The sequence below is a fragment of the Pantoea sp. B623 genome, from assembly GCF_024814475.1.
Classification (GTDB): domain Bacteria; phylum Pseudomonadota; class Gammaproteobacteria; order Enterobacterales; family Enterobacteriaceae; genus Pantoea; species Pantoea ananatis.
On the sequence record NZ_JANUXM010000004.1, the window covers coordinates 1,278,256 to 1,302,383 of the forward strand.

Consider the following 24,128-nt stretch of genomic DNA (forward strand, 5'->3'; position numbering starts at 1 on the left):
TCAAAGAGGAATGTGTTAATGATTTTAGTTGTCGCCAACAACAGGATTGCTGGCGCGTGGCAATTCTCGCCTAAAGCACATTATTTCGCCACATTTATTGTTCATTAATACGTAATAAGATTTTTCTGAATATGAGGCAATAATGACGCCCGCGGTAAAACTACTGGAAAAACAAAAGGTCAGCTTCACACTGCATCCTTATGAGCATGACAGTAACGAAACCAGTTTTGGCGACGAAGCGGTTCGTAAGCTCAACCTGGACGCCCGGCAGGTGTATAAAACCCTGCTGGTGGCGTTGAACGGCGAGGCGAAACACCTTGCCGTGGCCGTTACGCCCGTCGCTACTCAGCTCGACCTCAAGAAAGTGGCAAAAGCGTTCAATGTCAAAAAAGCCGAGATGGCCGATCCCATGCTGGCCCAGCGCATCACCGGTTATCTGGTGGGCGGTATCAGCCCGCTGGGCCAAAAAAAGCGCCTGCCTACGGTGATCGACAGCTCGGCAAACGCCTTTGCGACGCTGTTTATTTCCGGCGGTAAGCGCGGGCTGGATATCGAGTTAAGCCCACAGGATCTGTCACGGCTGCTGGAGGCACCCTTAGCGGATATTGCCCGACGCGACTAAGCCGGTTGCAGTGCGCAGAGTTCATCAATCATCCAGCGCCCGGCAGGGCCGGGTGGATTGCGGCGCGACCAGACGACGTCAACCGCGATGCGCTGCGGCCATCCTGGTAAGGGCAACTCCTTTAAAACACCATGTCCAAACTGTTTCACCAGCCAACGGGGTAAAATACTCCAGCCAAAGCCCTGTTCCGCCATCTCCAGCAGGACATAATAGGTTTGAGCAGACCAGGCTCTCCCCTGGAAAGTCGGTGCACGACGATCGGTCCAGGTATTGAGGCGCAGGTGACGAAGAGGTTCGAGCTGACTTTCGCTGATCGTGGTTTCCCGCGCCAGGGGATGATCACGATGCAGATAAACCCCTAATTCAGCATCAACCTGCAGGCGCGCGATCGCAATGTCAGCCGGCAGCGTTGGCTGGGCACGAATCACCCCAATATGCGCACGCCCGGTTTGCAACAGCTCAACGACATCATCATCTTCCGCCGCAATGCCTTCCAGCTCGACATCAGGATAATGCTGATCAAATTGCTTAAGCAGTCGCTGATGGTAATGCGTTTGCCAAAAATCTGAGACTGCAACGCTGAGCCGCGGCTCTGTTCCCTCGGACAAGCGCGTCGCCAGCGCATCCAGTCGCTCGCTGGCGGCGAGGATTTGCTGCACCTGAGGCAGCACGCGTCGCCCCTGCTCGGTGAGCTGTGGCTGGCGGCCGCGCCGGTCAAACAGGGCGAAACCGAGATCGGCTTCCAGATTAACCACAGCCACGCTGACGGTAGACTGGCTTTTTTTTAACGCCCGCGCGGCGGCTGAGAACGAGCCGCTGGCAACGGTCTGGACAAAGGCTTCCAGAGATTCCGGTGAGTAACGCATGAGAACCATCGCTTTTATCGATAGATGATCATTTTATCTTAGCATTTTGTCGTGGGAGAATGCGTAGCCTGAATAAAGGAGATTGAAATGCAAATCCGTTCACTCACAGAACGCATCGTCCATGCCACCCTGTTTGAAGGCCTGGCCATCGTGACGATTGCTCCGCTGGCAGCATGGTTTATGAATAAACCCCTGTTTCAGATGGGAGCGCTGGCGATCATGCTGTCTACGGTGGCAATGCTATGGAATATGATTTACAACAGCGTGTTTGATCGGTTTTATCCGCCAGGGCAGAAACGTCGCGCCCTGCTTCGAGCGCTGCACGCATTGGGTTTTGAGGGCGGTTTTATCCTGATAGGCCTGCCGCTGGCGGCCTGGATGCTGGAGATTTCACTGTGGCAGGCATTTTTAATTGAAGTCGCGTTTTTTCTGTTCTTTCTGCCCTACACCTTCGTCTACAACCTGGTGTGGGACAAACTGCGTCCACACTGGTTCGGTCGCAAATCCTGCCGCGCCTGAAAAAAAGCAGGGAGGCGTTCTCCCTGCCTGGACTTAATGCAGCGTTGCACTCTCTCCATTCCAGTGCCGGATCCACGTCAGTACCATTTTGGGATAGCGCCGCAACGGCGTCGCGTCTTTCGCTTCATCCTTTGGTGGTGCTGCCTGCTCAGCCTGATAAATAACCGCTTCACGTGGCTGGTAATCGCTGGCGTTCACCGGAGAATGGGCGCTTAGCCAGTCCCGCAGGACCTGCGCATCCACCTTGCCGCTGTTCACATAACCCGGGTGCGTGTCGATGCGTGGATAGCCATCCCCGCCTGCGGCATTAAAACTGTTTGTCGACATACGATAGGTTTTTTCATCTGCCAGCGGCTGTCCGTTGATCCTGACCTGGCTGACGCTGCTGCCGTTGGCGATCAGGCTGACGTTGGCCAACTGGGCAAAACCGCCTGAATCAGGTTTGATGTTTGCCACAACCGCCAGATAGCGTTTGATTTCTGCGCCGGTCAGCGTGACGGAAACGACCTGATTACCGAAGGGTTGTACCTGTAACAGATCGCGCCAGGCAACCGGGCCGGATGTCAGCGAGGTACGGATCCCGCCCCCGCTCATCACGGCGAAGTCAGCCTGCGTTGCGGCCATCTGCGCACGCAGTATTAACTGCCCAATGGCGCTTTGTTTAAACCGCACGGTTTCTTTTTCGCCGGGGAAATCCCCTTTAATGCTTCCCACGTTGACCCGTAGCTTCGCGTCTGCGCGCTTTTGAAAAGGCGTCAGTAGTTTCATCATTGCGGTGTTAGCCGGGATGGCTTCCTGCCAGGTCAGTGAGGATTCACTGCCATCAAGATTTTTGATTTTGTGTTTGAGGTTGACCGGTATCAGCTGGTAGGCCTCCAGCGTCACCTCTCCATTGCGGTAGGTAAAATCGCCGCGCCCTACGTATTTACCCCATTTTTCCGCTTGCATGATCCAGACGCCGTTCTGCCGATCGGGCTCACAGGGTTGGCCTGGCTGATAGTCTTTACGGCTGACATTCTCTTTTTCCATACATACCGCATCGTGAGAATGCCCCCCGACGATCATATTGAGGGTTCCCTTTGGCAGACTGCGGGCCAGCGTCACGTCATCAACACCGTTACTGCCGTGTTGACCGTCGTCATAATGGCCAAGATGGGTTAACGCGACGATAACGTCGGGCTTCTCAGTAGCACGCAGCTCGGCGACGGCCTTTTCGGCCTCGGCAATGGGATCGCGGAATTCGATATCGCTTAACTGCGCAGGATTTGTCAGCCGGGCGGTATCGGGGGTAATCAATCCGAGCACGGCGATTTTTAACCCCATGCGCTGAAATACAGCCCAGGGCTTAAACAGGCGCTTGCCACTGCTTTTCTGATAGACGTTGGCGGCCAGGAACGGAAATTTGGCCCATTTTTCCTGCTTATGCAGGACGGCGAGCGGTTTATCGAACTCGTGATTGCCCAGCGTCATGGCGTCGTAGCCAATCAGGTTCATGCCGCGAATGTCGGGTTCCGCGTCCAGCTCATCCGACTCAGGCACGCCGCTGTTAACATCGCCAGCAGACAAGATTAACGCCCCACCGCCTTTGGCCTGAATATCGTAACGCTGCGTATCCATTAGCGTTTTTTGCGCCGCCAGCCCGTATTCACCCTGATCATTAGTCCAAAAATGCCCATGTTGATCGTTGGTATGCAGAATGCTGAAACGGTAACTGCGGTCAGGCACTGCAGCATGGGTAAACAGCGACGATAACATCACGAGCAGTGCCAGACCTGCTCCTGCCCCTCGAAATATCAACACAGCCCTTCTCCTTTGATTGTTATCCGTTTCACCCGCCGGCCATCGGCGCCCTTCTGTGTCGCACAGAAACGGCCGTAACTCAAGATGAATACGGCTCCGTCTGGCCATTATGGCAGGCCAGGCGACCTGACAGGAAACGCCAACCGTCTGATTTATCCGCTCTCTTTTCTCTGACGTGCTGTTAAAAGGCTAAATGTTGACGGGATATGAAGGCATTGTTCATTAAACCTGCAACATTGTTAACCGCTGCGACATCAACTCGACAAAGTGGGTCTTTGCGCTTTTTCCGACATGACTGCTGTTTTCAGCTCAACCTGACAGCCAGACTTTTTTCATGAGTGCTGTCAGCTTTGCGCTGTAGCTTCGGCACAATAGTCTGTTTTCACGATGTTTTTACCCGACATCCAGCACAGCGATGGCACCGCTGCTTCAATCTGAAAAAACCGCTATTACGCTTGTGAGGCTGACTGGCCTTAGCAAATCTCACGCTGGTTCCGGTTGGTGACGGTTTATAGCGCATTCGCGCATCATTGGCGTCACGTCTGTGTCATTTAACGGGCGTAAACTTATTCCGTTCTGTTCCTGATGAAGCGCTAAACCAGCCGATGACAGGGATAAGTGATAAAAACAGCCTTCCGATTGCATTTTTCTCGTATTAGCATAATTTTTTCTGTTAATCCCACAAATTATTCAGCGATCCTTTCCGATATGCATTAGACTCATTTGTTACAAGCGGACACATTTATACCCATGGAGACTGGCATGCATCACACCACACCGTTGATTACGACTATCGTCGGGGCTCTGGTCCTGGCTTTTCTCCTTGGAATGCTGGCAAATCGGTTACGCATTTCGCCGCTAGTGGGTTATTTAGTCGCGGGCGTACTGGCTGGCCCTTTTACGCCGGGGTTTGTGGCTGATACCAATCTGGCACCGGAACTCGCAGAGCTGGGCGTTATCCTGCTGATGTTCGGCGTCGGTCTGCACTTCTCACTCAAGGATCTGATGTCGGTAAAGCGGATAGCCATTCCCGGCGCTATCGCACAGATCGCTGTGGCGACCTTACTGGGAATGCTGATGTCGTGGGCGATGGGCTGGTCCTGGATGACGGGCTTAGTGTTCGGTTTGTGTCTTTCTACCGCCAGTACCGTGGTGTTGCTGCGCGCATTAGAAGAGCGTCAGCTTATTGAAAGCCAGCGCGGCCAGATTGCTATTGGCTGGTTGATTGTTGAAGATTTGGTCATGGTGCTTACGCTGGTCCTGCTGCCCGCGATTGCCGGCATGATGGAACAGGGTAACGCCAGCGCCAGCCTGGTGATATGGGACCTGCTCTGGACCATCGGTAAAGTCGCCGCCTTTATGGTGTTAATGATGGTCGTCGGTCGCCGTGCCGTGCCCTGGATCCTCGCGAAAAGTGCCGCAACGGGTTCACGTGAGCTGTTTACGCTGGCCGTATTAGCCCTGGCGCTGGGCATTGCGTTTGGCGCCGTCGAGTTCTTTGACGTCTCTTTTGCCCTCGGGGCCTTCTTTGCCGGTATGGTGCTGAACGAGTCCGAGTTAAGCCAGCGCGCCGCCCGCGACACGCTGCCGCTGCGTGATGCCTTTGCGGTGCTGTTCTTTGTGTCTGTCGGGATGCTGTTCGACCCGATGATCCTGGTGAAAGAACCGCTGGCGGTGCTGGGGGCGCTGGTGATCGTCGTGATAGGAAAATCTGCCGCGGCGTGGCTTCTGGTCTCGCTGCTGGGTCATTCACGCCGCACGGCGATGACTATTTCGGTCAGCCTGGCGCAAATCGGCGAGTTTGCCTTTATTCTTGCCGGGCTGGGGATCTCCCTGGGGCTGCTGGATGAAGAGGGCCGTAATCTGGTGCTGGCTGCCGCCATTCTTTCTATCATGCTCAACCCGGTACTGTTTACCCTGCTGGGGCGCTATCTGTCTAAGAACGAAACGATGGAGCAGCAGACGCTCGAAGAGGCGCTGGAAGAAGAAGAACAACAGATTCCGGTGGATATCTGCCATCACGCGGTAATCGTTGGCTATGGTCGCGTCGGCAACCTGCTGTGTGAGCAACTGATGGCGCTCAATATTCCGGTGGTGGTGGTCGAAAGTTCGATTCCTCGCGTTAAAGCACTACGCGATCAGGGCATTCGGGCCGTGCTGGCCAATGCTGCCCGCGCAAACACGCTGGAGTTAGCCCGTGTGGACTGTGCAGCCTGGCTGCTCATCACCATTCCCAACGGATATGAGGTGGGGGAAATCGTTACCGCCGCCCGCCAGAAAAAAGCGGACATCAACATCATTGTGCATGCCCATTATGATGATGAGGTGGAGTACATTCTGGAACGTGGCGCAAACCATGTCGTGATGGGCGAACGCGAGATTGCCGCCAGCATCATTCAGAAACTGCAGGAAAACCTTGAGCAGGAGCACACCAGGCTCGCCTGTGAAGGCAACAGCTAATGACCAGCCCTTCAGCAGCGGCAGCGTTGCTGAGGGGCAGTTTGTCTTTCCGGCTTAACGATCCCAGTAGGACTCTTCCAGGCTGTCTTCCCGCTCGGGCAGGCCGCGCGTCAGTCGGGGAGAATGCTGGTTCAGCACCTGATAGCTTACCCGGTTCGCATATTTGCAAACCTGCGCCAGGGACGAATAGGTGAGATAAGCGCGCGCATGCTTACTGGAATTAGGCACGTTGCGGCGATGATAATTGTTTGCCGTAATATCGTGCAGCAATGCGGCCAGTGCGCCGTCCCCTGCCCCGTTGGTATTCATGATCTTTTCCGGGCCGCCCATATAAGGGGCGATGTGAGAAAAAATGCGCAGCGGCTGCTGGCAGTCCTGTTTACGCATCGCCCGGCTGAATTCGTACAGGTTGAACTCCGCAATCGCGCCAGGCAGCAGCGGATGATTCGTTTTGCGCTTGAACGCCTCTTCCGTATAACCCGCCATATACAATCCGGTCGGCCCTGCGGTACACAACACCAGGTCAACCCATTCCAGCGCCATATCCGATGCCAGCAGAGGATCGGCTTCGCCGGTCAGCGCCAGGGCTTCTTCTTCGTTCATGGCCACAATTGAAACGTGATCGCGCAGAAAATCGCGCCAGAACTGCGGGTTGTCGCCGATGACGTGTTTGGTGCCCAGCGTCAGGACCACGGGCACGTTGTGGCGTTTGGCGTATTCAATGGCCTTTAACGTTGCCTCAGGCATGGGCTCGCCCGCCTCGCAGCGGATTAGATAGGAGGTCAGCACCAGCGCAGAGGCGCCCGCAATAACGTCTTCAGGGACGTTTTCCGCCCTGAGCTGATTCATTTGCCCCGGGCTGATAGCAAAGGTGCGGTCGCCCTGATCGCCAATCAGCGTAAAGCAGCGGCCAATCGCACCGTCAACGCCCTGCAGATAGTTCAGGTCCATTCGGCTGGAGGTATTACACAGATAGCGGTAGGCATAACCGCCAATCTGGATATTGTTGCACATCACCCCCAGCAGTACGGAACGATCGTCCGCCAGCACCGAGAAATTATGCAGCGTATTACCAATTGTGCCGCCCGCAAACTGGTGGGTCACCAGTTCGTCACGCATCAATTCCGCATACAGCGCTTCCGCCACGGTATCGTCGATAACCAGCGAATGGCCAGCGCTCAGGCCGTAGCGAACAAGAAAGGCGTCATCGACTTTGGCTTCGATATCGACCAGCGTCTGATCGATGCCGACCACCCAACTGCCGTCTTCACTATCAAATTGGGAGGACTGTAACAGCGGATCGCGGGCGCTAACGGGGAAGTAATGTTTGGATTTACGTTTGCCGGGAAATTTCATGGTAACTGCCGTGAGAAAAAACAGGCAGAGAAGCATATCACATTCTGTGTCGTGACTTTACTGTCGCAAGTGAACCCACTGCATACTCATCTCAGTATGTTCTGCCATTGTATTTAGCACCAGGCGAACCTCAGCCTTCTGTCCAGCAGCATGCAGGAAGAGGAGAGAAACAGGGGGGAAGTCAACGCGTTGAGGGCAAAAGGGGCCAGCCTGGCCAGCCCCAATCCGCTTAGCCGAGAATCTTAGCCAGCTCTGCGCTCACGTCGGACACGTTGCGCGTACCGTCGATCTTGTGATACGCGGTGTGCCCCGCTTCCGCTTCTTTGCTGTAGTAAGCAATCAGCGGCGCAGTCAGCTGATGGTATTCCACCAGACGTTTGCGCACCGTTTCTTCCTGATCGTCTTTGCGCGTGGTCAGCTCTTCACCGGTCACGTCATCCTTGCCTTCCACTTTCGGTGGATTGAATTTGACGTGGTAGACGCGGCCTGATGGCGCGTGAACACGGCGGCCTACGATACGCTCAACAATCAGCTCGTCTGGTACGGCGAACTCCAGCACGTGATCCACTTTAATACCGGCTTCTTTCATTGCGTCAGCCTGAGGAATGGTGCGTGGGAAACCATCAAGCAGGAAACCGTTTTTGCAATCTTCCTGGGTGATGCGCTCTTTAACCAGCGCAATGACCAGCTCATCAGTAACCAACTTACCGGCATCCATAATGGCTTTCGCCTGGTTGCCAAGTTCGGTGCCAGCTTTAACCGCTGCACGCAGCATGTCGCCAGTGGAGATCTGCGGAATGCCGTATTTCTCCATGATGAATTGGGCTTGAGTCCCCTTACCTGCGCCCGGAGCTCCGAGCAGAATAATACGCATTGCGTAAATCCCCTTGCGAATCGCATTGATGAATCTGAGAAGCGGAAGAACATACCATTATGACCCGCCCACCACAAGGAAGCGGCGGGTCAGGAAAGTTTAGTGTACTGGCTTTAGCGCGTGATAGCAGTGCGTCAGGTCAGCGAAAGGGCATTTTCGGACTGGCGGCTTAGGCTGAATGCATTTCATGGCGTTTGCGCAACAAAACGGCTCGCTTAAATCAGGCGATGCACTTAAGCAAAAAAAACCGGTGGACCTTGCCACCGGTTTTGATTGGCTTACGCCGTCAGTAACTGATTCATACGGCGGATAAACTGGTTAGGATCGTCCAGCGTGCCGCGCTCGGCCAGCAGCGCCTGATCCAGTAACAGCTCTATCCACTCACCGAAGCGGGTTTCATCCTGGGTATCCGCCACGCGTTTCACCAGTTGGTGATCGGGGTTGATTTCAAAGATGTATTTCACTTCCGGCACATCCTGACCTGCCGCAGCAAACAGTTTGGCCATTTGCGTGGTCATCTCGTTCGCATCCGTGGTCACAATCGCCGGCGTATCGGTCAGGCGGTGCGTCAGACGCACTTCTTTCACGCGCTCACCCAGCAGCGTTTTCACGCGCTCAACAAACGGCTCCAGCGCTTTTTCAGCTTCTTTCTGCTCTTCCGTCTCTTCGTCGGCCAGCTTATCCAGTGCGTCATCGGCTTTGCTGACAGACTGGAAGACTTTACCGTCGAACTCGGTCAGGTAGCTCATCATCCATTCGTCGATGCGATCGGACAACAGCAGCACTTCGATGCCTTTCTTACGGAACAGCTCCAGATGCGGGCTGCTGTTGGCGGCGGCATAGCTGTCGGCCGTGATGTAGTAGATCTTCTCCTGACCTTCTACCATGCGGCTGACGTACTCTTCCAGCGAAACGGTTTGCGCCGCGCCTTCGCTTTGGGTACTGGCAAAGCGCAACAGTTTAGCAATCGCTTCTTTATTCGCGTGATCTTCCGCCGGGCCTTCTTTCAGTACCAGACCGAACTCTTTCCAGAAGGTCTGGTATTTTTCGCTGTCGTCTTTTGCCAGTTTCTCCAGCATCTGCAGCACACGCTTGGTCAGCGCGCCACGCAGGCTCTGGGTTACCCGGCTGTCCTGCAGGATTTCACGCGATACGTTAAGCGGCAGATCGTTTGAGTCAATCAGGCCGCGCACGAAGCGCAGGTAATTCGGCATGAACTGCTCGGCATCATCCATGATAAACACGCGCTGTACGTACAGTTTCAGGCCATGTTTATGATCGCGGTTCCACATGTCGAACGGCGCACGCGCCGGGATATAAAGCAGGCTGGTGTACTCCTGTTTACCTTCCACACGGTTGTGGCTCCAGATAGCCGGATCGCTGAAATCGTGTGCGATGTGTTTGTAAAACTCGTTGTACTCTTCATCGCTGATGTCAGCTTTGTTGCGCGTCCACAGCGCCTGGGCCTTGTTGATTTTCTCCCAGGTGGTGGTGCCGGTCTCTTCGTCTTTGCTTTCGATTTCTACCGGCAGGGCAATGTGATCGGAGTACTTGCTGATAATGTTGCGTACGCGCCAGCTATCAAGGAACTCATCTTCGCCCTCGCGCAGGTGCAGGGTAATTTCGGTACCGCGTTCGGCTTTGCTGATATCCGCGATGGTGTAATCCCCTTCACCCGCGGATTCCCAGAAGACAGCTTCATCTTCTGCCGCGCCCGCTGCACGGGTGCGCACAGAGACCTTGTCGGCCACGATAAACGCCGAATAGAAGCCTACGCCAAACTGACCGATCAGCTGGCTGTCTTTCGCCTGGTCTGAGCCCAGAGACGCCAGGAAAGATTTGGTGCCTGATTTAGCAATGGTGCCCAGGTTTTCAATCACTTCATCACGACGCATGCCGATACCGTTATCGCTCAGCGTAATGGTACGGTTGTCCTTATCCACAGAGAGACGCACGCGCAGGTCGCCATCGCCTTCATACAGGCTGGCATCAGACAGCGCGCGGAAGCGCAGTTTATCTGCCGCATCCGAAGCATTGGAAATCAGCTCACGCAGGAAAATCTCTTTGTTTGAATAGAGAGAATGGATCATCAGGTGCAGAAGTTGTTTTACCTCTGACTGAAAGCCACGAGTCTCTTGTCCTTTCATGGTCATTGCTACCTCAACAGAATCAGATTTAACGAACGTTGAGGAGGATGTGGGGATAAATGAGAGGTTTTCAAGCCGGTGTCTTTCACAACACCGGCAAGCGTTTAAAATTTAATCTTTTGACGACCGGCGAGGGAGTGGGACAGCGTGGTGCCATCGACCATTTCCAGTTCACCGCCCATCGGAACCCCATGCGCAATACGGCTCGCGTCGACGCCATACTGTCCGCACAATTCAGCGATGTAGTTCGCGGTAGCTTCACCTTCAACCGTGGGATTGGTCGCCAGAATCACTTCGTGAAGCGTTTCTTTTTCCAGCCGTTGTTCCAGTCGGTCAAGACCAATATCGGCTGGACCAATGCCGTCCAGCGGCGAAAGATGCCCCATCAACACGAAATAGCGGCCGGCAAATTGCCCGGTTTGCTCAATAGCATGGATGTCTGCCGGGCTCTCAACCACGCAGATTTGACCATTTTGCTGACGCCGGGGATTGGCGCAAATGGTGCAAATTTCCTGCTCGGTGAAGGTGCGGCAATCGGCACAGTGGCCGATTTCCGACATCGCCCGGGTCAGAGCCTGCGCCAGACGCATTCCGCCACTCCGATCGCGCTGTAGCAGTTGAAACGCCATACGCTGGGCCGATTTAGGCCCAACGCCCGGCAAACAGCGCAGCGACTCCATTAAAGACTCTAGCAGGGGGCTGGTTTGCATCAGAACGGCATCTTGAAGCCTGGTGGCAGCTGCATGCCTGAAGAGACAGAGGCCATTTTCTCTTTCTGCACTTCGTCAATGCGACGAGCGGCATCGTTGAATGCGGCGGCAATCAGATCTTCCAGCATGTCTTTGTCGTCCTCAAGCAGGCTCGGATCGACTTCTACCCGGCGGCAGTTGTGAGCACCGTTGATCGTGACCTTGACCATGCCTGCACCTGATTCACCCGTGACTTCCAGGGCGGCAATTTCTTCCTGAACCTGGGCCATTTTGTCTTGCATCTGCTGGGCCTGCTTCATCAGGTTGCCCAATCCGCCTTTACCAAACATAGTTTTCTCTCTCTGCTGAGGCTACAACGCGGTTTATTCAGACCGTTGCAGCGTGTTCAAACGGGTCGAATGCTTTCCTCATCCAAATCGGCATCAAAAAAGCGACGAAGGGTTTGAATGTGGGTGTCACTCAAGATTGACTGACGCGCCTGCGCCAGCTTCTCTTCGTAAATGGCCTGACGCCACTCCAGTGGCGTCAATACCGAAGAATTATCGTCTTCAATAACCGACAGTTCAACCTGATGGCCTGCTGCCTGACTTAACGCGGCGCTCAGGGCCTGCTGCGCCGACGCGGAATTCAGGTGGCGCTGACCGGAACGTAAATGCAGGCAAATGCCGTTATCCGTGGTTTCTTTCCATGCATTCAGCGCCAGTTGCTGAACCAGTTTAGGCAGCGGTAAGCCCGCGACCTCTGCCGCCCATGCATCGCGCTGCTGGGCTTCTTCCGCCAGTCGCGCGGCCAGCTCAGGATTTTTCTCATGCTCCAGCGCAGAACGCAAGGCTTTTGGCGTCGCGACCGGCTCAGCGACCTCTGTCACTGGCGTCTGTGCTTTCCAGCGGTAAGCCTCTTTTTTTACCGGTGCCGCAGGCGCGCTGTCTCGGACTCGCTGCTGGCTGCGTTCGGTAACAGAGGCCAGTCGTTCCAGCGCAGAGTTGGCCGGCCGCGCACCTGGCGCTGCCGGCTCACTCTTTTTTGCTTTGTTTGCTCCCTGGCGCAGCAACTGCGTGCGCGCCTGCAGGAGCTGGCTGGTGGAGCTGGACAGTGACGGATCGGGCGAAGCCGGCGGCACGGCCTGCTGACTGACAGCCGGTTCCGGCGCGGCCATTTGCGGCTGCGCCGCGGGCGCCTTTTCAGCGGGCTGGGCAGCGACATTCTGCACTGGTGCCGGTGCCGACTGCGCCGTCAGCGTTGGCCGCGCGATCGGTTCGGCGATGGCTGCCTTGGGATGGAACGCCAGGGCGCGCAGCAATGTCATTTCAATCCCCATGCGGCGATCGGGCGCAAGCGGTAAATCTTTACGCCCCATGAGCAGGGTTTGGTAGTACAGCTGGAGATCGGCCGGTGGCACCGCGCGCGCCAGCTCACGCAGGCGTAGCGCATTGCTCTCTTCATCGTCATTGAGCGACGTGGGCAGGAGCTGCACCATGGCAATCCGGTGCAGCAGGCGCAGCATCTCAACCAACAGGGCTTCCCACTCAACGCCGCGTGAAGCAGCCTGGGCTAGCAGCGTCATCATCTGTTCGCCATTGCCCTCAACCACGGCTTCGAGCAGGCCAAGCGGCTGTTCATCATCAAGCGTTCCGAGCATCGTGCCCACGGTAGCGCTGGTCACGCTGCCCTCGCCCATTGAAATGGCCTGATCGGTAAGGCTTAACGCGTCACGCATGCTGCCATCGGCGGCTCTGGCGAGCAGTTGCAGGGCGCGCGGCTCACGCGCGATCTGCTCCTGCTCTAAAACATGATCCAACTGCTGGCGGATCTGATCGACCTCAAGCGCTTTTAGATGAAACTGCAGGCAGCGCGACAGAATCGTCACCGGCAGTTTTTGCGGATCGGTCGTGGCCAGCAAGAATTTTACATGCGAAGGCGGTTCTTCCAGCGTTTTCAGCAGGGCGTTGAAGCTGTGACGCGACAGCATGTGCACTTCATCGATCAGGTAGACTTTAAACCGGCCGCGCGCGGGCGCGTACTGCACGTTATCGAGCAGATCGCGTGTGTCTTCCACTTTGGTGCGCGAGGCCGCGTCAATCTCAATGAGATCGACAAAGCGCCCCTGCTCAATCTCACGACAGTTGTCGCACTGACCGCAGGGTGTTGCGGTAATACCGGTTTCGCAGTTAAGCCCTTTTGCCAGCAGACGGGCAATCGTGGTTTTCCCTACGCCCCGCGTGCCGGAGAAGAGATAAGCATGATGGATGCGTCCCAGAGACAATCCATTCGCCAGCGCCGTCAGAACATGTTCCTGACCGACAACATCAGCAAACGCCTGTGGACGCCATTTTCGGGCAAGTACCTGATAGCTCATGTGGTTTCGACGAATTTGGATGGAAATGTGAGCGCAGACGCACTGCAACCCCTGTATATGATTGCAGTAGTCTAACAGCTACGCTTTCACCTATCACTCGTTATCTTGAACAGGGAAAGATGTGCGGCCTGGCGGAGCACGAGGCCGCAAGCGAGGGTTAGTGGCCGGGAAAATTGACCAGACTGTAGCTGTCAACGCCCAGCGCCTTGAGACGCGCTTCACCTGCAAGATCGAACAGGTTGATAATAAATGCCGCGTCCTTAACTTCGCCGCCTGCACGACGAATCAGTTTGATGGTCGCTTCGAGCGTGCCCCCCGTTGCCAGCAGGTCGTCGACCACCAGCACCACATCGCCTGGCTGAATAGCATCTTTATGCAATTCCAGTCGGTCGGTACCGTATTCCAGTTCGTAAGCTTCGCTGAAGGTTTCACGTGGCAGTTTGCCCGGCTTGCGCACCGGAACAAAGCCCAGCCCCAGTCCGAGGGCGACAGGTGCCCCGAACAGGAAACCCCGCGCTTCCGTGCCCACCACTTTGGTGATGCCTTTATTGCGATAACGCTCTACCAGCAGCGAGATGGACGCGGCATAGGCTTTTGGGTCTTCCAACAGGCTGGTGACGTCACGGAAAAGAATACCCGGCTTCGGGTAATCAGGAATACTTTTGATACTGTTTTTAATCAGTTCAAGCTGCTGCGCAGTGTCGGTCATAATCTTAAGCCTGGTAAAAAAAAATTCTGTTCTGTTTTGCGCAGCTTCAATAGCGCCAACACCGGGTTAAAGGCTCAGCGAAGAGGCATGAATAATGGGAAGCTGCACACGAAGAGGCCCAAATCTAAGCAAATGGTCGGCTAATTGCAACTTTATCGCGGCGGTAAACGTTCATCCGCCGTTTCTGCCACCACCGGCATGCGCCCGATAAACAGCAGTAGCACAGCCAGCATAATAAGTAACATGACGCGTACCCACCACAGCGGAACCAGCCAGAGAGACACCGCAAAGGTTATTACAATCACGATCATCGCCCGGCTTTTTGCACCGGGGGGCATGCCACGATGCTGCTGCCAGTGGCGGATATAACGGCCAAAAGGCGATCTCCAGAGCAGCCAGTCGTGGAATCGGGGAGAGGAGCGGGCAAAACACCAGGCCGCCAGTAGCATAAATGGCGTGGTGGGTAATAAAGGTAATACAATACCCAGTATGCCAAGCACAATCGCCAGCCAGCCAAGGGTCAATAATACTATGCGTTGCATAACCATCGCTCAGCGCGTTTCCAGTCCCGTAACCTTAGCATACCTGAGTCTCGGGCGATGAGTTACGTCACTGCACACCAACGCCTGCTTAACTGCATGCTTGATTTACGACAGGATATTGCCAGCCATCCTGATGGACACTGCCGTTCCCCCCGCTTTGACAGCCAGCTCTTTACCACCAAAGGCACCCGGCTGGCAGATTATTTGCAGGAGATTGAACACAATTATCAGCGTTTGTGCCAGCCCAACGGTGACGTGGCCCGCAGCCAGTGGCTGGCCAGCCATCTGGTCGATCAGATTGCTGCTCTGCAACGTGAGGCCCGCACCCAACAGTTGCGTAGCCCACAGGAGCGCGCTCAGCCCTCTTCCCGGCAGCGAAAATATCAGGAATACCGCGAGTATGAACGTCGACTGCAGGCTATGATCGACCAGCGTGAACAGCGAATGGCGCTGGCGGAAACGCTGGCCGTGCAGCAGCAGTTGAAGAAAGACCTGGAGGTGCTCGAAGGTCGTATGGCACGCTGTCGACAGGCCATCCGTTCGGTGGAGTGGGCAATGTCGCTGGCAAACAGCGCCTTTAACACTTAATGCGCTATCCGTGCTGGAGGGGATTCCCGGATGGCACGCTTATCTGGCCCATGATACAACTGCTCAGGAGGAAAGATGTCCCTGGAAACGGCGCCTGAAGAGGTCAAACTGGCCGTCGATCTCATTCAGCTGCTTGAAGAGAATCAGATCGCGGTAGAAACCGTGCTGTCTGCACTGGCCATCGTTCAGCGCGACTTTGAAAGAAAGCGCGACACGCAGCGTAAAGATTAGGCCTTTTTAGCCAGCGTTGGGCTGAAGCGCAGCATATCAATCAGCGCATCAACCAGCACAGGCGCATCGGTAACCAGATCAAACTTATCGGGTGTAAACAGCCAGCTTTCCATCATGCCGTTCACGTAGCCGCGCATAATCAGCGCGGCCTGACGCGTCTGGAAGGTTTCCGGGAGCTGCCCGGCATCAATGCACTGGCGCAAAACGTCTTCTATTTCATTGTAACGCTCCAGCAACAGGCTTTGCTGAATGCTTTTTACCGCCGCCATTTCCCCCACAAACTCGCATTTGTGGAAGATAATTTCCATTAGCGCGCGGCGCTGAGGATCTCTGGCCGTCGCCTGAAAGATATACACCAGCATCGCTCGCAGAATGGAAAGTGGATCACCGGGGTATTTTGTCTGATACTCAAGTTTCACATCATCCAGCCCTGCATCACTGCGAAGCCATATTTCGTTCAACAAATCGGCTTTGTTTTTGAAATGCCAGTAGATTGCCCCCCGTGTTACGCTGGCTGCGGATGCGACATCCGCCAGGGAAGTGGCTGAAACCCCCTCTTTAGAAAAAAGGGCAAGTGCAGCGTCAAGAATTTGATGCCGGGTTTCAAGAGCTTGCGCTTTGGTTTTTCGTGCCATAGGGGACTTTTTTTACAATCGAGTAAGTTTACATACATTTGTGAATGTATGTACCATAGCACGACCTACACTCTTACGCAGCAATGGGTTCCTGGCTTTGTGATCCATTGATCATTTGATATCGGACTCTAGAGGTTTATTTATGACTAAATTCAGAGGGTTAACGCCTCTGGCGGCCGTCCTGATGCTATCAGGCAGCTTCGTGTTAACAGGATGTGACGGAAATAAATCCGACCAGGCCGCCCAGCAGCAGCAGCCACCTGAGGTGGGTGTTGTTACGGTTAAAAGTGAACCCCTTAAAATTTCGACTGAATTACCCGGCCGCACTTTGGCTTTTCGTATTGCTGAAGTTCGCCCGCAGGTTTCCGGTATCATCCTGAAGCGTAACTTCATTGAAGGCGGAGAGATCAAAGCAGGGGAATCGCTGTATCAGATCGATCCGGCGACCTATCAGGCGTCCTACGACAGTGCTAAAGCCGATTTAGCGAAAGCGGAAGCTAACGCACGCATTGCGCAGCTTACCGTGAATCGCTATAAGCCGCTGCTCGGCACTAAATACATCAGTCAGCAGGATTACGATACGGCTGTGGCCACCGCCGCGCAGAACAATGCCGCGGTTCAGTCAGCCAAAGCCAATGTGGAAACCGCCCGTATTAATCTTGCCTACACCAAAGTCACCTCGCCCATCAGCGGCCGTATCGGTAAGTCTTCCGTAACGGAAGGTGCGCTGGTGCAGAGCGGGCAAACTACGGCGCTGGCAACCGTGCAGCAGCTTGATCCGATGTATGTCGATGTCACCCAGTCGAGTGAAGATTTCCTGCGTTTACGTTCAGAACTCGAATCGGGTCAGCTGAAACAGAACGATGGCAAAGCGAATGTCACCCTGCTGATGCAAAACGGCAAAGACTATGCTCAGCCGGGTACGCTGGAATTTTCCGACGTGACCGTTGACCAGACCACCGGATCCATCACCCTGCGTGCGATCTTCCCGAACCCTGACAAAGCGTTGCTGCCTGGCATGTTTGTCCGTGCTCGTCTGGAGGAAGGCACCAACCCGAACGCCCTTTTAGTGCCACAGCAGGCGGTGAGCCGTACGCCAACCGGCGATGCCTCTGTCATGGTGGTGGGCGCGGATAACAAGGTTGAAGCACGTAAGATTAAAGCGGCCCAGGCTATTGGCGACAAATGGCTGGTGACTGATGGGCTTAAAGCGGGTGAGCGCGTGATCTTTACCGGTCTGCAACGCGCAAAACCAGGTGCGCAGGTTACGCCTAAAGAAGTCACCGATGATGCCAAAGCCGCCAGCGGCGATCCGTCCAAAGCGCAGTCTGCTAAAACATCGTCATAACAGGAGCCGTTGATACATGGCTAAGTTCTTTATCGATCGCCCCATCTTTGCGTGGGTTCTTGCTATTATCGTGATGCTAGCGGGCGCGTTATCGATTCTTAAATTACCGATCGAGCAATATCCCAATGTTGCGCCGCCGGCAATTGAGATTCAGGCCAACTACCCAGGTGCTGACGCCAAAACGCTGCAAGACTCGGTGACTCAGGTCATCGAACAGAACATGAATGGTATTGATGGCCTGATGTATATGTCATCAAGCAGTGACTCATCGGGCGCACTGACGCTGACGATTTCGTTTGAGTCAGGCACCGATGCCGATATCGCCCAGGTTCAGGTGCAGAACAAACTGCAACTGGCCATGCCGTTGCTGCCTCAGGAAGTGCAACAACAGGGGATTCAGGTTAAAAAATCCTCCAGTAGCTTCCTGATGGTCGCCGGTTTTATCAGCGATGACGGCAGTATGAATCAGAACGATATTTCTGACTACGTTGCCTCAAACATCAAAGATCCGATCAGCCGTACGCCTGGCGTCGGTGATACCCAGGTATTCGGGGCGCAGTATGCCATGCGTATCTGGATGGATCCCAGCAAGCTTAATAACTATCAGTTAACCCCTGTTGACGTTATCAACGCGCTGAAAACCCAGAACGCCCAGGTCGCTGCCGGTCAGTTAGGCGGCACGCCACCGGTGCCGGGACAGCAGTTGAACGCCTCTATCATTGCACAAACCCGTCTGACCTCGACCAAAGAGTTCGGCAACATTCTGCTTAAGGTGAATGCTGACGGTTCTCAGGTTCGTCTGCGCGATGTGGCTCAGATTGAACTGGGTGGGGAAAACTACGAAATCATCGCACGTTATAACGGTAAACCCGCTTCCGGTATTGGTATCAAACTGGCGACCGGCGCTAACGCCCTGAACACGGCGGAGGCGGTGAAGGCAGAGCTGGCTAAACTGCAGCCCACTTTCCCGGCGGGTATGAAGGTCGTTTACCCTTATGACACGACACCTTTCGTAAAAATCTCGATTTTCGAAGTAGTGAAGACACTGATGGAAGCCATTCTGTTGGTGTTCCTGGTGATGTATCTGTTCCTGCAAAACTTCCGTGCCACGCTGATTCCTACCATCGCCGTGCCTGTTGTTCTGCTGGGTACCTTTGCCATTATCAGCGCCTTTGGCTACTCGATAAACACCCTGACGATGTTTGGGATGGTGCTGGCCATCGGCTTGCTGGTCGATGACGCCATCGTAGTGGTCGAGAACGTCGAACGCGTAATGGTGGAAGAAGGGCTGCCGCCCAAAGAGGCCACCAAGCGATCGATGGAACAGATTCAGGGCGCGCTGGTCGGTATTGCCCTGGTGCTGTCGGCAGTATTCATTCCTATGGCCTTCTTCGGCGGATCTACCGGGGTCATTTACCGTCAGTTCTCGATCACCATTGTTTCAGCGATGGCGCTGTCGGTACTGGTTGCGTTAATTCTGACGCCGGCGCTCTGCGCCACCATGCTCAAGCCGGTGAAAAAAGGCGATCATGGCAAAACCACCGGTTTCTTTGGCTGGTTTAACCGCCTGTTCGACAAGAGCACGCATCACTATGTCGACAGCGTGGGCCATATCGTTCGCGGTACCGGTCGCTATCTGCTGCTTTACCTGCTGATTGTGCTGGGCATGGCGTTTCTGTTCCTGCGCCTCCCCTCTTCCTTCCTGCCGGAAGAAGATCAGGGCCTGTTACTGGCTCAGGCACAGTTGCCTGCGGGGGCAACCCAGGAACGCACGCAGAAGGTGCTGGATCAGGTTTCTGACTACTTCCTGACAAAAGAGAAGGACTCGGTTAAGTCGGTCTTTACCGTTGCCGGTTTTGGTTTTGCCGGACGGGGCCAGAACACCGGTATCGCCTTCGTCAGCCTTAAACCCTGGGATGAGCGTACCAGCAGCGATATGAAAGTCCCGGCTATCCAGGGACGTGCCATGCAGGCATTAGGGCAAATCAAAGACGGTATGGTCTTTGCGTTTAACCTGCCGGCCATTATTGAATTAGGGAACGCGACAGGCTTTGACTTTGAGCTGATCGATCAGGCAAACCTGGGCCACGACAAGCTAACACAGGCGCGTAACCAGCTGTTTGGCATGATTGCCCAGCATCCGGATACGCTGGTCGGTGTTCGCCCTAATGGCCTGGAAGATACGCCGCAGTTCAAGCTGGATATCGACCAGGAGAAAGCGCAGGCGTTGGGCGTGTCACTCAGTGACATCAACACCACGCTCGCAGCCTCGTGGGGCGGCTCTTACGTCAATGACTTTATTGACCGCGGTCGTGTGAAGAAAGTGTACGTGATGGGTAAAGCCGACGCGCGTATGCTGCCGGACGACATCAATAAGTGGTTTGTCCGTAACAGCAACGGCGAGATGGTGCCCTTCTCTGCCTTCTCTTCGGCACACTGGCAGTATGGTTCGCCGCGTCTGGAACGCTATAACGGTCTGCCTGCCATGGAGATCCTGGGTCAGGCCGGACCGGGCAAGAGTTCCGGTGAAGCCATGAATCTGATGGAAGAACTGGCCTCTAAACTGCCAACCGGCATCGGTTTTGACTGGACGGGAATGTCCTATCAGGAACGTCTGTCAGGCAACCAGGCACCGGCTCTTTATGCCATTTCACTGATTGTAGTGTTCCTGTGTCTTGCTGCCCTGTATGAGAGCTGGTCCATCCCGTTCTCTGTCATGCTGGTCGTTCCGCTCGGTGTGGTCGGTGCATTACTCTTCACCACCTTACGTGGCCTGAGTAACGACGTTTACTTTGTCGTGGGGTTACTGACAACCGTTGGCCTCTCGGCGAAGAACGCCATCCTGATCGTGGAATTTGCGAAGGATCTGATGGAGAAAGAAGGTAAAGGCCTGGTGGAAGCGACGCTTGAAGCCTGTCGTATGCGTCTGCGTCCGATCCTGATGACCTCGCTGGCCTTTATTCTTGGCGTACTGCCCCTGGCCATCAGCACCGGCGCAGGCTCAGGTGCCCAGAATGCGGTCGGTACGGGCGTAATGGGCGGTATGGTGACCGCCACCGCGCTGGCAATCTTCTTTGTACCGGTATTCTTTGTGGTGGTGCGCCGTCGCTTCGGTAAGAAAGCGGACATCGAAAAGGATCATCCTGCCGATAACCACTCGCATTAATCCGTAAACATAAAGGCCGCGTCAGCGGCCTTTTTTTTGTCCTCATCGTGCCTTCTCATACCTGACTGCTCACATTCTCTGTCTGCCACGCCGATGGGCCCGATGCCCGCTCAACTCTGACTGAACCTCGCCCTCTCCGCTATGGATTTCTTTTCCGCCTGTCTCACGCGCATCGCCACCGGGCTGTATTGTTACTGCCTCTGTTTTTCCCTGCTTTTTGGAGGGTTGCAATCGAATCGGCTGCGGCGCATAATATTGTTATAGTATAACATTACATTAGTGAGAATCATGAAAGCGAATATTCATCCTACCTATCGTGCAGTGGTGTTCCACGACACCTCTGCTGACGTGTATTTCAAAATCGGTTCCACCATCAAAACCGATCGTACCGTTGAGTTTGAAGGCGAAACCCTGCCTTACGTTACGCTCGACGTCTCGTCGGCATCTCATGTGTTTTATACCGGTAAGCAGAAAGACTTTGCTAAAGAAGGCAGCACTGCCCGCTTCAACCAGCGCTTTGGCCGCTTTCTGGGTCGCCGATAAGAGAGGACATGATGCAGGTATTAAGTTCGCTGCGCTCGGCGAAGAATCGCCATCGGGATTGCAAGGTTGTCCGCCGTAAAGGCCGCATCTATATCATCTGTAAAACGAATCCGCGCTTTAAAGCCGTACAGGGAAGAAAGAAAAAACGTTGATGTGTGTCGTGAACCTTAGCCGGAATGTCGCTCACCCGCCATTCCGGCTTTTTTTATGCTCAGCGCATGCTGTTCAGCATCGCCTCTACGTTATGTTTAAAAGCGGCCTCGTAGGTGGGTGCAGGGCCGGAAGCCGTTGACAGCGCTTCAGGATAAAGCTCTCCCCCCGGCTTCGCGCCCGTGGCGCTGGCAATCTGCTTCACCAGACGAGGATCGGTCTGGTTTTCCATAAAGTACGTTTTAATATGCTGCTGCTTAAGCTGCGTGATCAGGCTGGCGACATCGCTGGCGCTGGCTTCCGCTTCCGTTGAGAAACCGACAGGTGCCAGGAACGAGACGCCATAACGTTGCCCAAAATAGCCAAAGGCATCGTGGCTGGTCAGCACTTTGCGTTTTTGCTGCGGGATAGCCGCAAAAGACGTTTTGGCCCAGCTGTCCAGCTTCTGGAGCTGCTGAATATACTTTTCGCCGCGCTTACGGATATCATCGGCATCCTGCGGATCGGCCTTGATTAGCGCATCCATCACGTTTTTGGCATAAATCGTGCCGTTATACATGCTGTTCCACGCATGAGGATCGGTGATGGTTTTGCCATCTTCTTCCATCGTCCGCGTTTCGATGCCCGTTGACGCCACTACGGGTTGACCTTTATAGCCCGAGGCACTCACCAGACGATTCATCCAGCCTTCCAGCCCCAGCCCGCTGACGAAGACCACATCCGCTTTCGCCAGCGCTTCGCTGTCTTGTGGTGTCGGTTCAAAGGTGTGCGGATCGCCATTTGGCCCGACAAGACTCTTCACGTGGACGTGATCGCCACCAATTTGCTTCACAATATCGGCCAGGACGGTAAAACTCGCTACCGCATCGACCGTTTTTGCCATAGAGAATGGACTGATGACTAACGCACCGACTGCCAGACTAATGGGTAATATCTTCATAGCTACCTCTGATTAATGGCGGCGCAAAATCCCACCGCACGGCCCTGTTAAGATGGAGAGAAAGAACAGCATTGCGGCACTCAACACCACCGCCGGTCCTGCCGGCAGTGAAAAGTGCCAGGAAAGCACCAGCCCGGCAAACGCCGACAGCACGGCCATCAGCATGGCCGAGCCCAGCATGATGACGAGGTGACGACTCCAGAAACGGGCGCTGGCGGCGGGCAACATCATCAGCCCCACCGACATCAAGGTTCCCAGTACCTGAAAACCTGCGACCAGGTTGAGCACCACCAGCGTCAGAAAAATACCGTGCACCAGCGGCGCGCTCCATTTGCCCTGTGCGCGCAGAAAGTCGGAATCGAATGCATCAATGACCAGAGGACGGTAAATGACGGCCAGCATCAGCAGCGTAAACGCGGCGATACCACCGACCACCGCCAGCGCAGGATTATCCACTGCCAGCAGGGAGCCAAACAGAACGTGCAGCAGATCAACGCTGGATCCGCGAAGTGAGACGAGCGTGACGCCCAGCGCCAGCGAGCCCAGGTAAAAGCCAGCAAAACTGGCATCTTCTTTGAGCGGCGTGTAACGACTCACGGCACCCGACAGCAGTGCCACCGCCAGGCCGGCAATCAGCCCGCCCACGCCCATCGCAACCAGGGACAAGCCGGAGAGTAAATAGCCGATAGCGGCACCGGGCAGTACGGCATGGGATAAGGCATCCCCAATCAGACTCATGCGGCGCAGAGAGAGAAAAACGCCTAGCGGGGTGGCGCTAAATGCAAGCGCGACACAGGCCACCAGCGCCCGTCGCATAAAGCTGAACTCAATAAACGGCTGAATAATTGTCACGGCGCCACGCTCCGTAAGGGCGCGGCATCGATCACACTGCGGCGGTGAGCACCATCATCCATAGACAAGACATCGCTAAAATAACGCTCAACCAGCGGGCGATCGTGGAGCACCACCATGAGCGTGGTGCCAGCCTGCTGCTGCTGCTGCAAGATGGACATCAGTAGCGTTACCGTCTTGCTGTCAATGCCGTTAAAAGGCTCATCAAGCAACCACAGGCGACTACGTTGCAGCATCAGCCGGGCAAACAGCACACGCTGCAGCTGTCCGCCGGATAAAGTGGCAGGTTGAGCATCGGCATAGTCGCTCATCTGCACCGCCTCCAGGGCCTCGCTAATTTCTTTACGCAAGCGCCGGTTGATTCCGCCAAACCAGCCACAGCGCGGCCAGCAACCTATTGAAACCAGCTCGTACACGGTTAAAGGAAAACGTGTTTCCAGCTCGCTTCGCTGAGGCAGCCAGCCAACTTCCCGGCGCGGAAGATGCAGTTCACACTGCCCCTGCACTGGCGGCAATAAGCCAGCGATGGTTTTAATCAGTGTGGATTTTCCGCTTCCGTTCGCACCAATCAGCGCGGTCATGCTGCCCTGGGGCAACTGGGTGGTCAGAACGGGTGAGACAGATTGCCCCTGATAACCCACCTGTAGATTTCTCAACGCTATCACGGCTGCATTCCCCACCACATCGCTGTTGCCAGAACAGCGATTAACAGGA

At 55.0% G+C, this 24,128-nt stretch carries 23 protein-coding genes and 1 other annotated feature; of the genes, 9 read left to right on the forward strand and 14 right to left on the reverse strand.

Translation table 11 applies throughout. The features are described from left to right. The first annotated feature begins 142 nt into the window (after positions 1–142). Entirely contained in the window at positions 143–622 is a 480-nt protein-coding gene (gene ybaK, locus NXS97_RS07895; protein ID WP_019106627.1) for a Cys-tRNA(Pro)/Cys-tRNA(Cys) deacylase YbaK, read from the forward strand. Here the strand turns inward: ybaK and NXS97_RS07900 are convergent. Further along, a complete protein-coding gene (locus tag NXS97_RS07900) occupies positions 619–1,488 on the reverse strand; it encodes a LysR family transcriptional regulator (RefSeq protein WP_014606418.1) in 870 nt (289 codons plus the stop codon). The genes ybaK and NXS97_RS07900 overlap by 4 nt on opposite strands. An 87-nt stretch (positions 1,489–1,575) precedes the next feature. On the opposite strand from NXS97_RS07900, the gene NXS97_RS07905 reads away from it, so the two are divergent. Then, the gene (locus NXS97_RS07905; RefSeq protein ID WP_022622650.1) at positions 1,576–2,007 is read left to right on the forward strand and encodes a multidrug/biocide efflux PACE transporter; all 432 of its coding nucleotides are present in this window, start codon (positions 1,576–1,578) and stop codon (positions 2,005–2,007) included. 33 nt (positions 2,008–2,040) lie between these two features. Here the strand turns inward: NXS97_RS07905 and ushA are convergent, their stop codons facing one another. Then, positions 2,041–3,807: a bifunctional UDP-sugar hydrolase/5'-nucleotidase UshA gene (gene ushA, locus NXS97_RS07910; protein ID WP_116219513.1), complete on the reverse strand. Its 1,767-nt coding sequence runs from the start codon at positions 3,805–3,807 to the stop codon at positions 2,041–2,043. 762 nt (positions 3,808–4,569) lie between these two features. On the opposite strand from ushA, the gene ybaL reads away from it, so the two are divergent. Beyond that, positions 4,570–6,267 (forward strand): YbaL family putative K(+) efflux transporter, encoded by a 1,698-nt coding sequence (gene ybaL / locus NXS97_RS07915; RefSeq protein ID WP_014606421.1) that lies wholly within the window; start codon positions 4,570–4,572, stop codon positions 6,265–6,267. 54 nt (positions 6,268–6,321) lie between these two features. On the opposite strand, the gene NXS97_RS07920 is transcribed toward ybaL, so the two are convergent. The 8 genes from NXS97_RS07920 to NXS97_RS07955 all read right to left on the reverse strand — a co-directional run bounded on the left by NXS97_RS07920 (position 6,322) and on the right by NXS97_RS07955 (position 14,961). Next, on the reverse strand, positions 6,322–7,623 hold the full coding sequence (locus NXS97_RS07920) for an inosine/guanosine kinase (RefSeq protein WP_026021084.1): 1,302 nt from the start codon (positions 7,621–7,623) through the stop codon (positions 6,322–6,324). 229 nt (positions 7,624–7,852) lie between these two features. After that, on the reverse strand, positions 7,853–8,497 hold the full coding sequence (adk, locus tag NXS97_RS07925; protein ID WP_013024924.1) for an adenylate kinase: 645 nt from the start codon (positions 8,495–8,497) through the stop codon (positions 7,853–7,855). 278 nt (positions 8,498–8,775) lie between these two features. After that, positions 8,776–10,644, reverse strand: a complete 1,869-nt coding sequence (gene htpG, locus NXS97_RS07930) for a molecular chaperone HtpG (RefSeq protein ID WP_170934917.1) — start codon at positions 10,642–10,644, stop codon at positions 8,776–8,778. Between the two features lie 104 nt (positions 10,645–10,748). After that, on the reverse strand, positions 10,749–11,354 hold the full coding sequence (recR, locus tag NXS97_RS07935; RefSeq protein WP_014606423.1) for a recombination mediator RecR: 606 nt from the start codon (positions 11,352–11,354) through the stop codon (positions 10,749–10,751). Further along, entirely contained in the window at positions 11,354–11,683 is a 330-nt protein-coding gene (locus NXS97_RS07940) for a YbaB/EbfC family nucleoid-associated protein (protein WP_013024920.1), read from the reverse strand. Before NXS97_RS07940 ends, recR begins: the two co-directional genes overlap by 1 nt. 56 nt (positions 11,684–11,739) lie before the next feature. After that, positions 11,740–13,710 (reverse strand): DNA polymerase III subunit gamma/tau, encoded by a 1,971-nt coding sequence (dnaX, locus tag NXS97_RS07945; protein ID WP_116219512.1) that lies wholly within the window; start codon positions 13,708–13,710, stop codon positions 11,740–11,742. Continuing rightward, positions 12,337–12,398: a sequence feature (DnaX frameshifting element), on the reverse strand. (Overlaps the previous gene by 62 nt.) Before the next feature lie 157 nt (positions 13,711–13,867). Continuing rightward, the gene (gene apt / locus NXS97_RS07950; RefSeq protein ID WP_014606425.1) at positions 13,868–14,419 is read right to left on the reverse strand and encodes an adenine phosphoribosyltransferase; all 552 of its coding nucleotides are present in this window, start codon (positions 14,417–14,419) and stop codon (positions 13,868–13,870) included. A gap of 152 nt (positions 14,420–14,571) precedes the next feature. Then, entirely contained in the window at positions 14,572–14,961 is a 390-nt protein-coding gene (locus tag NXS97_RS07955) for a DUF454 family protein (protein ID WP_028723971.1), read from the reverse strand. Positions 14,962–15,018: 57 nt separating this feature from the next. Here NXS97_RS07955 and priC point away from each other — a divergent pair, with 57 nt between their 5' ends. Beyond that, positions 15,019–15,549, forward strand: coding sequence for a primosomal replication protein PriC (gene priC / locus NXS97_RS07960; RefSeq protein ID WP_015700823.1), 531 nt, complete (start codon positions 15,019–15,021; stop codon positions 15,547–15,549). Between the two features lie 75 nt (positions 15,550–15,624). Next, positions 15,625–15,780, forward strand: a complete 156-nt coding sequence (gene rsmS / locus NXS97_RS07965) for a pleiotropic regulatory protein RsmS (RefSeq protein WP_013024914.1) — start codon at positions 15,625–15,627, stop codon at positions 15,778–15,780. On the opposite strand, the gene acrR is transcribed toward rsmS, so the two are convergent. Beyond that, positions 15,777–16,415, reverse strand: a complete 639-nt coding sequence (gene acrR / locus NXS97_RS07970) for a multidrug efflux transporter transcriptional repressor AcrR (protein ID WP_014593091.1) — start codon at positions 16,413–16,415, stop codon at positions 15,777–15,779. The genes rsmS and acrR overlap by 4 nt on opposite strands. Before the next feature lie 142 nt (positions 16,416–16,557). Here acrR and NXS97_RS07975 point away from each other — a divergent pair, with 142 nt between their 5' ends. The 4 genes from NXS97_RS07975 (at position 16,558) to ykgO (ending at position 21,624) form a co-directional block, all read left to right on the forward strand. Beyond that, on the forward strand, positions 16,558–17,763 hold the full coding sequence (locus tag NXS97_RS07975; protein WP_013024912.1) for an efflux RND transporter periplasmic adaptor subunit: 1,206 nt from the start codon (positions 16,558–16,560) through the stop codon (positions 17,761–17,763). 16 nt (positions 17,764–17,779) lie between these two features. After that, positions 17,780–20,929, forward strand: coding sequence for a multidrug efflux RND transporter permease subunit AcrB (locus NXS97_RS07980; RefSeq protein ID WP_013024911.1), 3,150 nt, complete (start codon positions 17,780–17,782; stop codon positions 20,927–20,929). A 288-nt stretch (positions 20,930–21,217) separates the two neighbouring features. Then, a complete protein-coding gene (locus NXS97_RS07985) occupies positions 21,218–21,472 on the forward strand; it encodes a type B 50S ribosomal protein L31 (protein ID WP_014606427.1) in 255 nt (84 codons plus the stop codon). A gap of 11 nt (positions 21,473–21,483) precedes the next feature. Continuing rightward, positions 21,484–21,624 carry a type B 50S ribosomal protein L36 gene (gene ykgO, locus NXS97_RS07990; protein WP_014606428.1) on the forward strand — a complete coding sequence of 47 codons (141 nt, stop codon included), beginning with the start codon at positions 21,484–21,486 and terminating at the stop codon, positions 21,622–21,624. A 59-nt stretch (positions 21,625–21,683) separates the two neighbouring features. Here the strand turns inward: ykgO and NXS97_RS07995 are convergent, their stop codons facing one another. Genes NXS97_RS07995 through NXS97_RS08005 form a run of 3 tightly spaced genes read right to left on the reverse strand, consistent with a single transcriptional unit; the run spans position 21,684 to position 24,079 of the window. Further along, a complete protein-coding gene (locus NXS97_RS07995) occupies positions 21,684–22,562 on the reverse strand; it encodes a metal ABC transporter substrate-binding protein (RefSeq protein WP_013024908.1) in 879 nt (292 codons plus the stop codon). Between the two features lie 12 nt (positions 22,563–22,574). Beyond that, positions 22,575–23,414 carry a metal ABC transporter permease gene (locus NXS97_RS08000; RefSeq protein WP_013024907.1) on the reverse strand — a complete coding sequence of 280 codons (840 nt, stop codon included), beginning with the start codon at positions 23,412–23,414 and terminating at the stop codon, positions 22,575–22,577. Then, complete coding sequence (locus NXS97_RS08005; protein WP_014606429.1) at positions 23,411–24,079, reverse strand: metal ABC transporter ATP-binding protein; 669 nt, start codon at positions 24,077–24,079, stop codon at positions 23,411–23,413. Before NXS97_RS08005 ends, NXS97_RS08000 begins: the two co-directional genes overlap by 4 nt. Positions 24,080–24,128 lie beyond the last annotated feature (49 nt).

Excerpts from the sequence above, each read along its gene's own strand:
- ykgO (WP_014606428.1), top strand. The coding sequence starts at position 21,484 with ATGCAGGTATTAAGTTCGCTGCGCTCGGCGAAGAATCGCCATCGGGAT.
- NXS97_RS07975 (WP_013024912.1), top strand. The coding sequence starts at position 16,558 with ATGACTAAATTCAGAGGGTTAACGCCTCTGGCGGCCGTCCTGATGCTA.
- adk (WP_013024924.1), bottom strand. The coding sequence starts at position 8,497 with ATGCGTATTATTCTGCTCGGAGCTCCGGGCGCAGGTAAGGGGACTCAA.
- NXS97_RS07900 (WP_014606418.1), bottom strand. The coding sequence starts at position 1,488 with ATGCGTTACTCACCGGAATCTCTGGAAGCCTTTGTCCAGACCGTTGCC.
- apt (WP_014606425.1), bottom strand. The coding sequence starts at position 14,419 with ATGACCGACACTGCGCAGCAGCTTGAACTGATTAAAAACAGTATCAAA.
- htpG (WP_170934917.1), bottom strand. The coding sequence starts at position 10,644 with ATGAAAGGACAAGAGACTCGTGGCTTTCAGTCAGAGGTAAAACAACTT.
- NXS97_RS07955 (WP_028723971.1), bottom strand. The coding sequence starts at position 14,961 with ATGCAACGCATAGTATTATTGACCCTTGGCTGGCTGGCGATTGTGCTT.
- priC (WP_015700823.1), top strand. The coding sequence starts at position 15,019 with ATGAGTTACGTCACTGCACACCAACGCCTGCTTAACTGCATGCTTGAT.
- NXS97_RS07905 (WP_022622650.1), top strand. The coding sequence starts at position 1,576 with ATGCAAATCCGTTCACTCACAGAACGCATCGTCCATGCCACCCTGTTT.
- dnaX (WP_116219512.1), bottom strand. The coding sequence starts at position 13,710 with ATGAGCTATCAGGTACTTGCCCGAAAATGGCGTCCACAGGCGTTTGCT.
- NXS97_RS07920 (WP_026021084.1), bottom strand. The coding sequence starts at position 7,623 with ATGAAATTTCCCGGCAAACGTAAATCCAAACATTACTTCCCCGTTAGC.
- NXS97_RS07980 (WP_013024911.1), top strand. The coding sequence starts at position 17,780 with ATGGCTAAGTTCTTTATCGATCGCCCCATCTTTGCGTGGGTTCTTGCT.
- NXS97_RS07995 (WP_013024908.1), bottom strand. The coding sequence starts at position 22,562 with ATGAAGATATTACCCATTAGTCTGGCAGTCGGTGCGTTAGTCATCAGT.
- ybaL (WP_014606421.1), top strand. The coding sequence starts at position 4,570 with ATGCATCACACCACACCGTTGATTACGACTATCGTCGGGGCTCTGGTC.
- NXS97_RS07985 (WP_014606427.1), top strand. The coding sequence starts at position 21,218 with ATGAAAGCGAATATTCATCCTACCTATCGTGCAGTGGTGTTCCACGAC.
- NXS97_RS07940 (WP_013024920.1), bottom strand. The coding sequence starts at position 11,683 with ATGTTTGGTAAAGGCGGATTGGGCAACCTGATGAAGCAGGCCCAGCAG.
- acrR (WP_014593091.1), bottom strand. The coding sequence starts at position 16,415 with ATGGCACGAAAAACCAAAGCGCAAGCTCTTGAAACCCGGCATCAAATT.
- rsmS (WP_013024914.1), top strand. The coding sequence starts at position 15,625 with ATGTCCCTGGAAACGGCGCCTGAAGAGGTCAAACTGGCCGTCGATCTC.
- recR (WP_014606423.1), bottom strand. The coding sequence starts at position 11,354 with ATGCAAACCAGCCCCCTGCTAGAGTCTTTAATGGAGTCGCTGCGCTGT.
- ybaK (WP_019106627.1), top strand. The coding sequence starts at position 143 with ATGACGCCCGCGGTAAAACTACTGGAAAAACAAAAGGTCAGCTTCACA.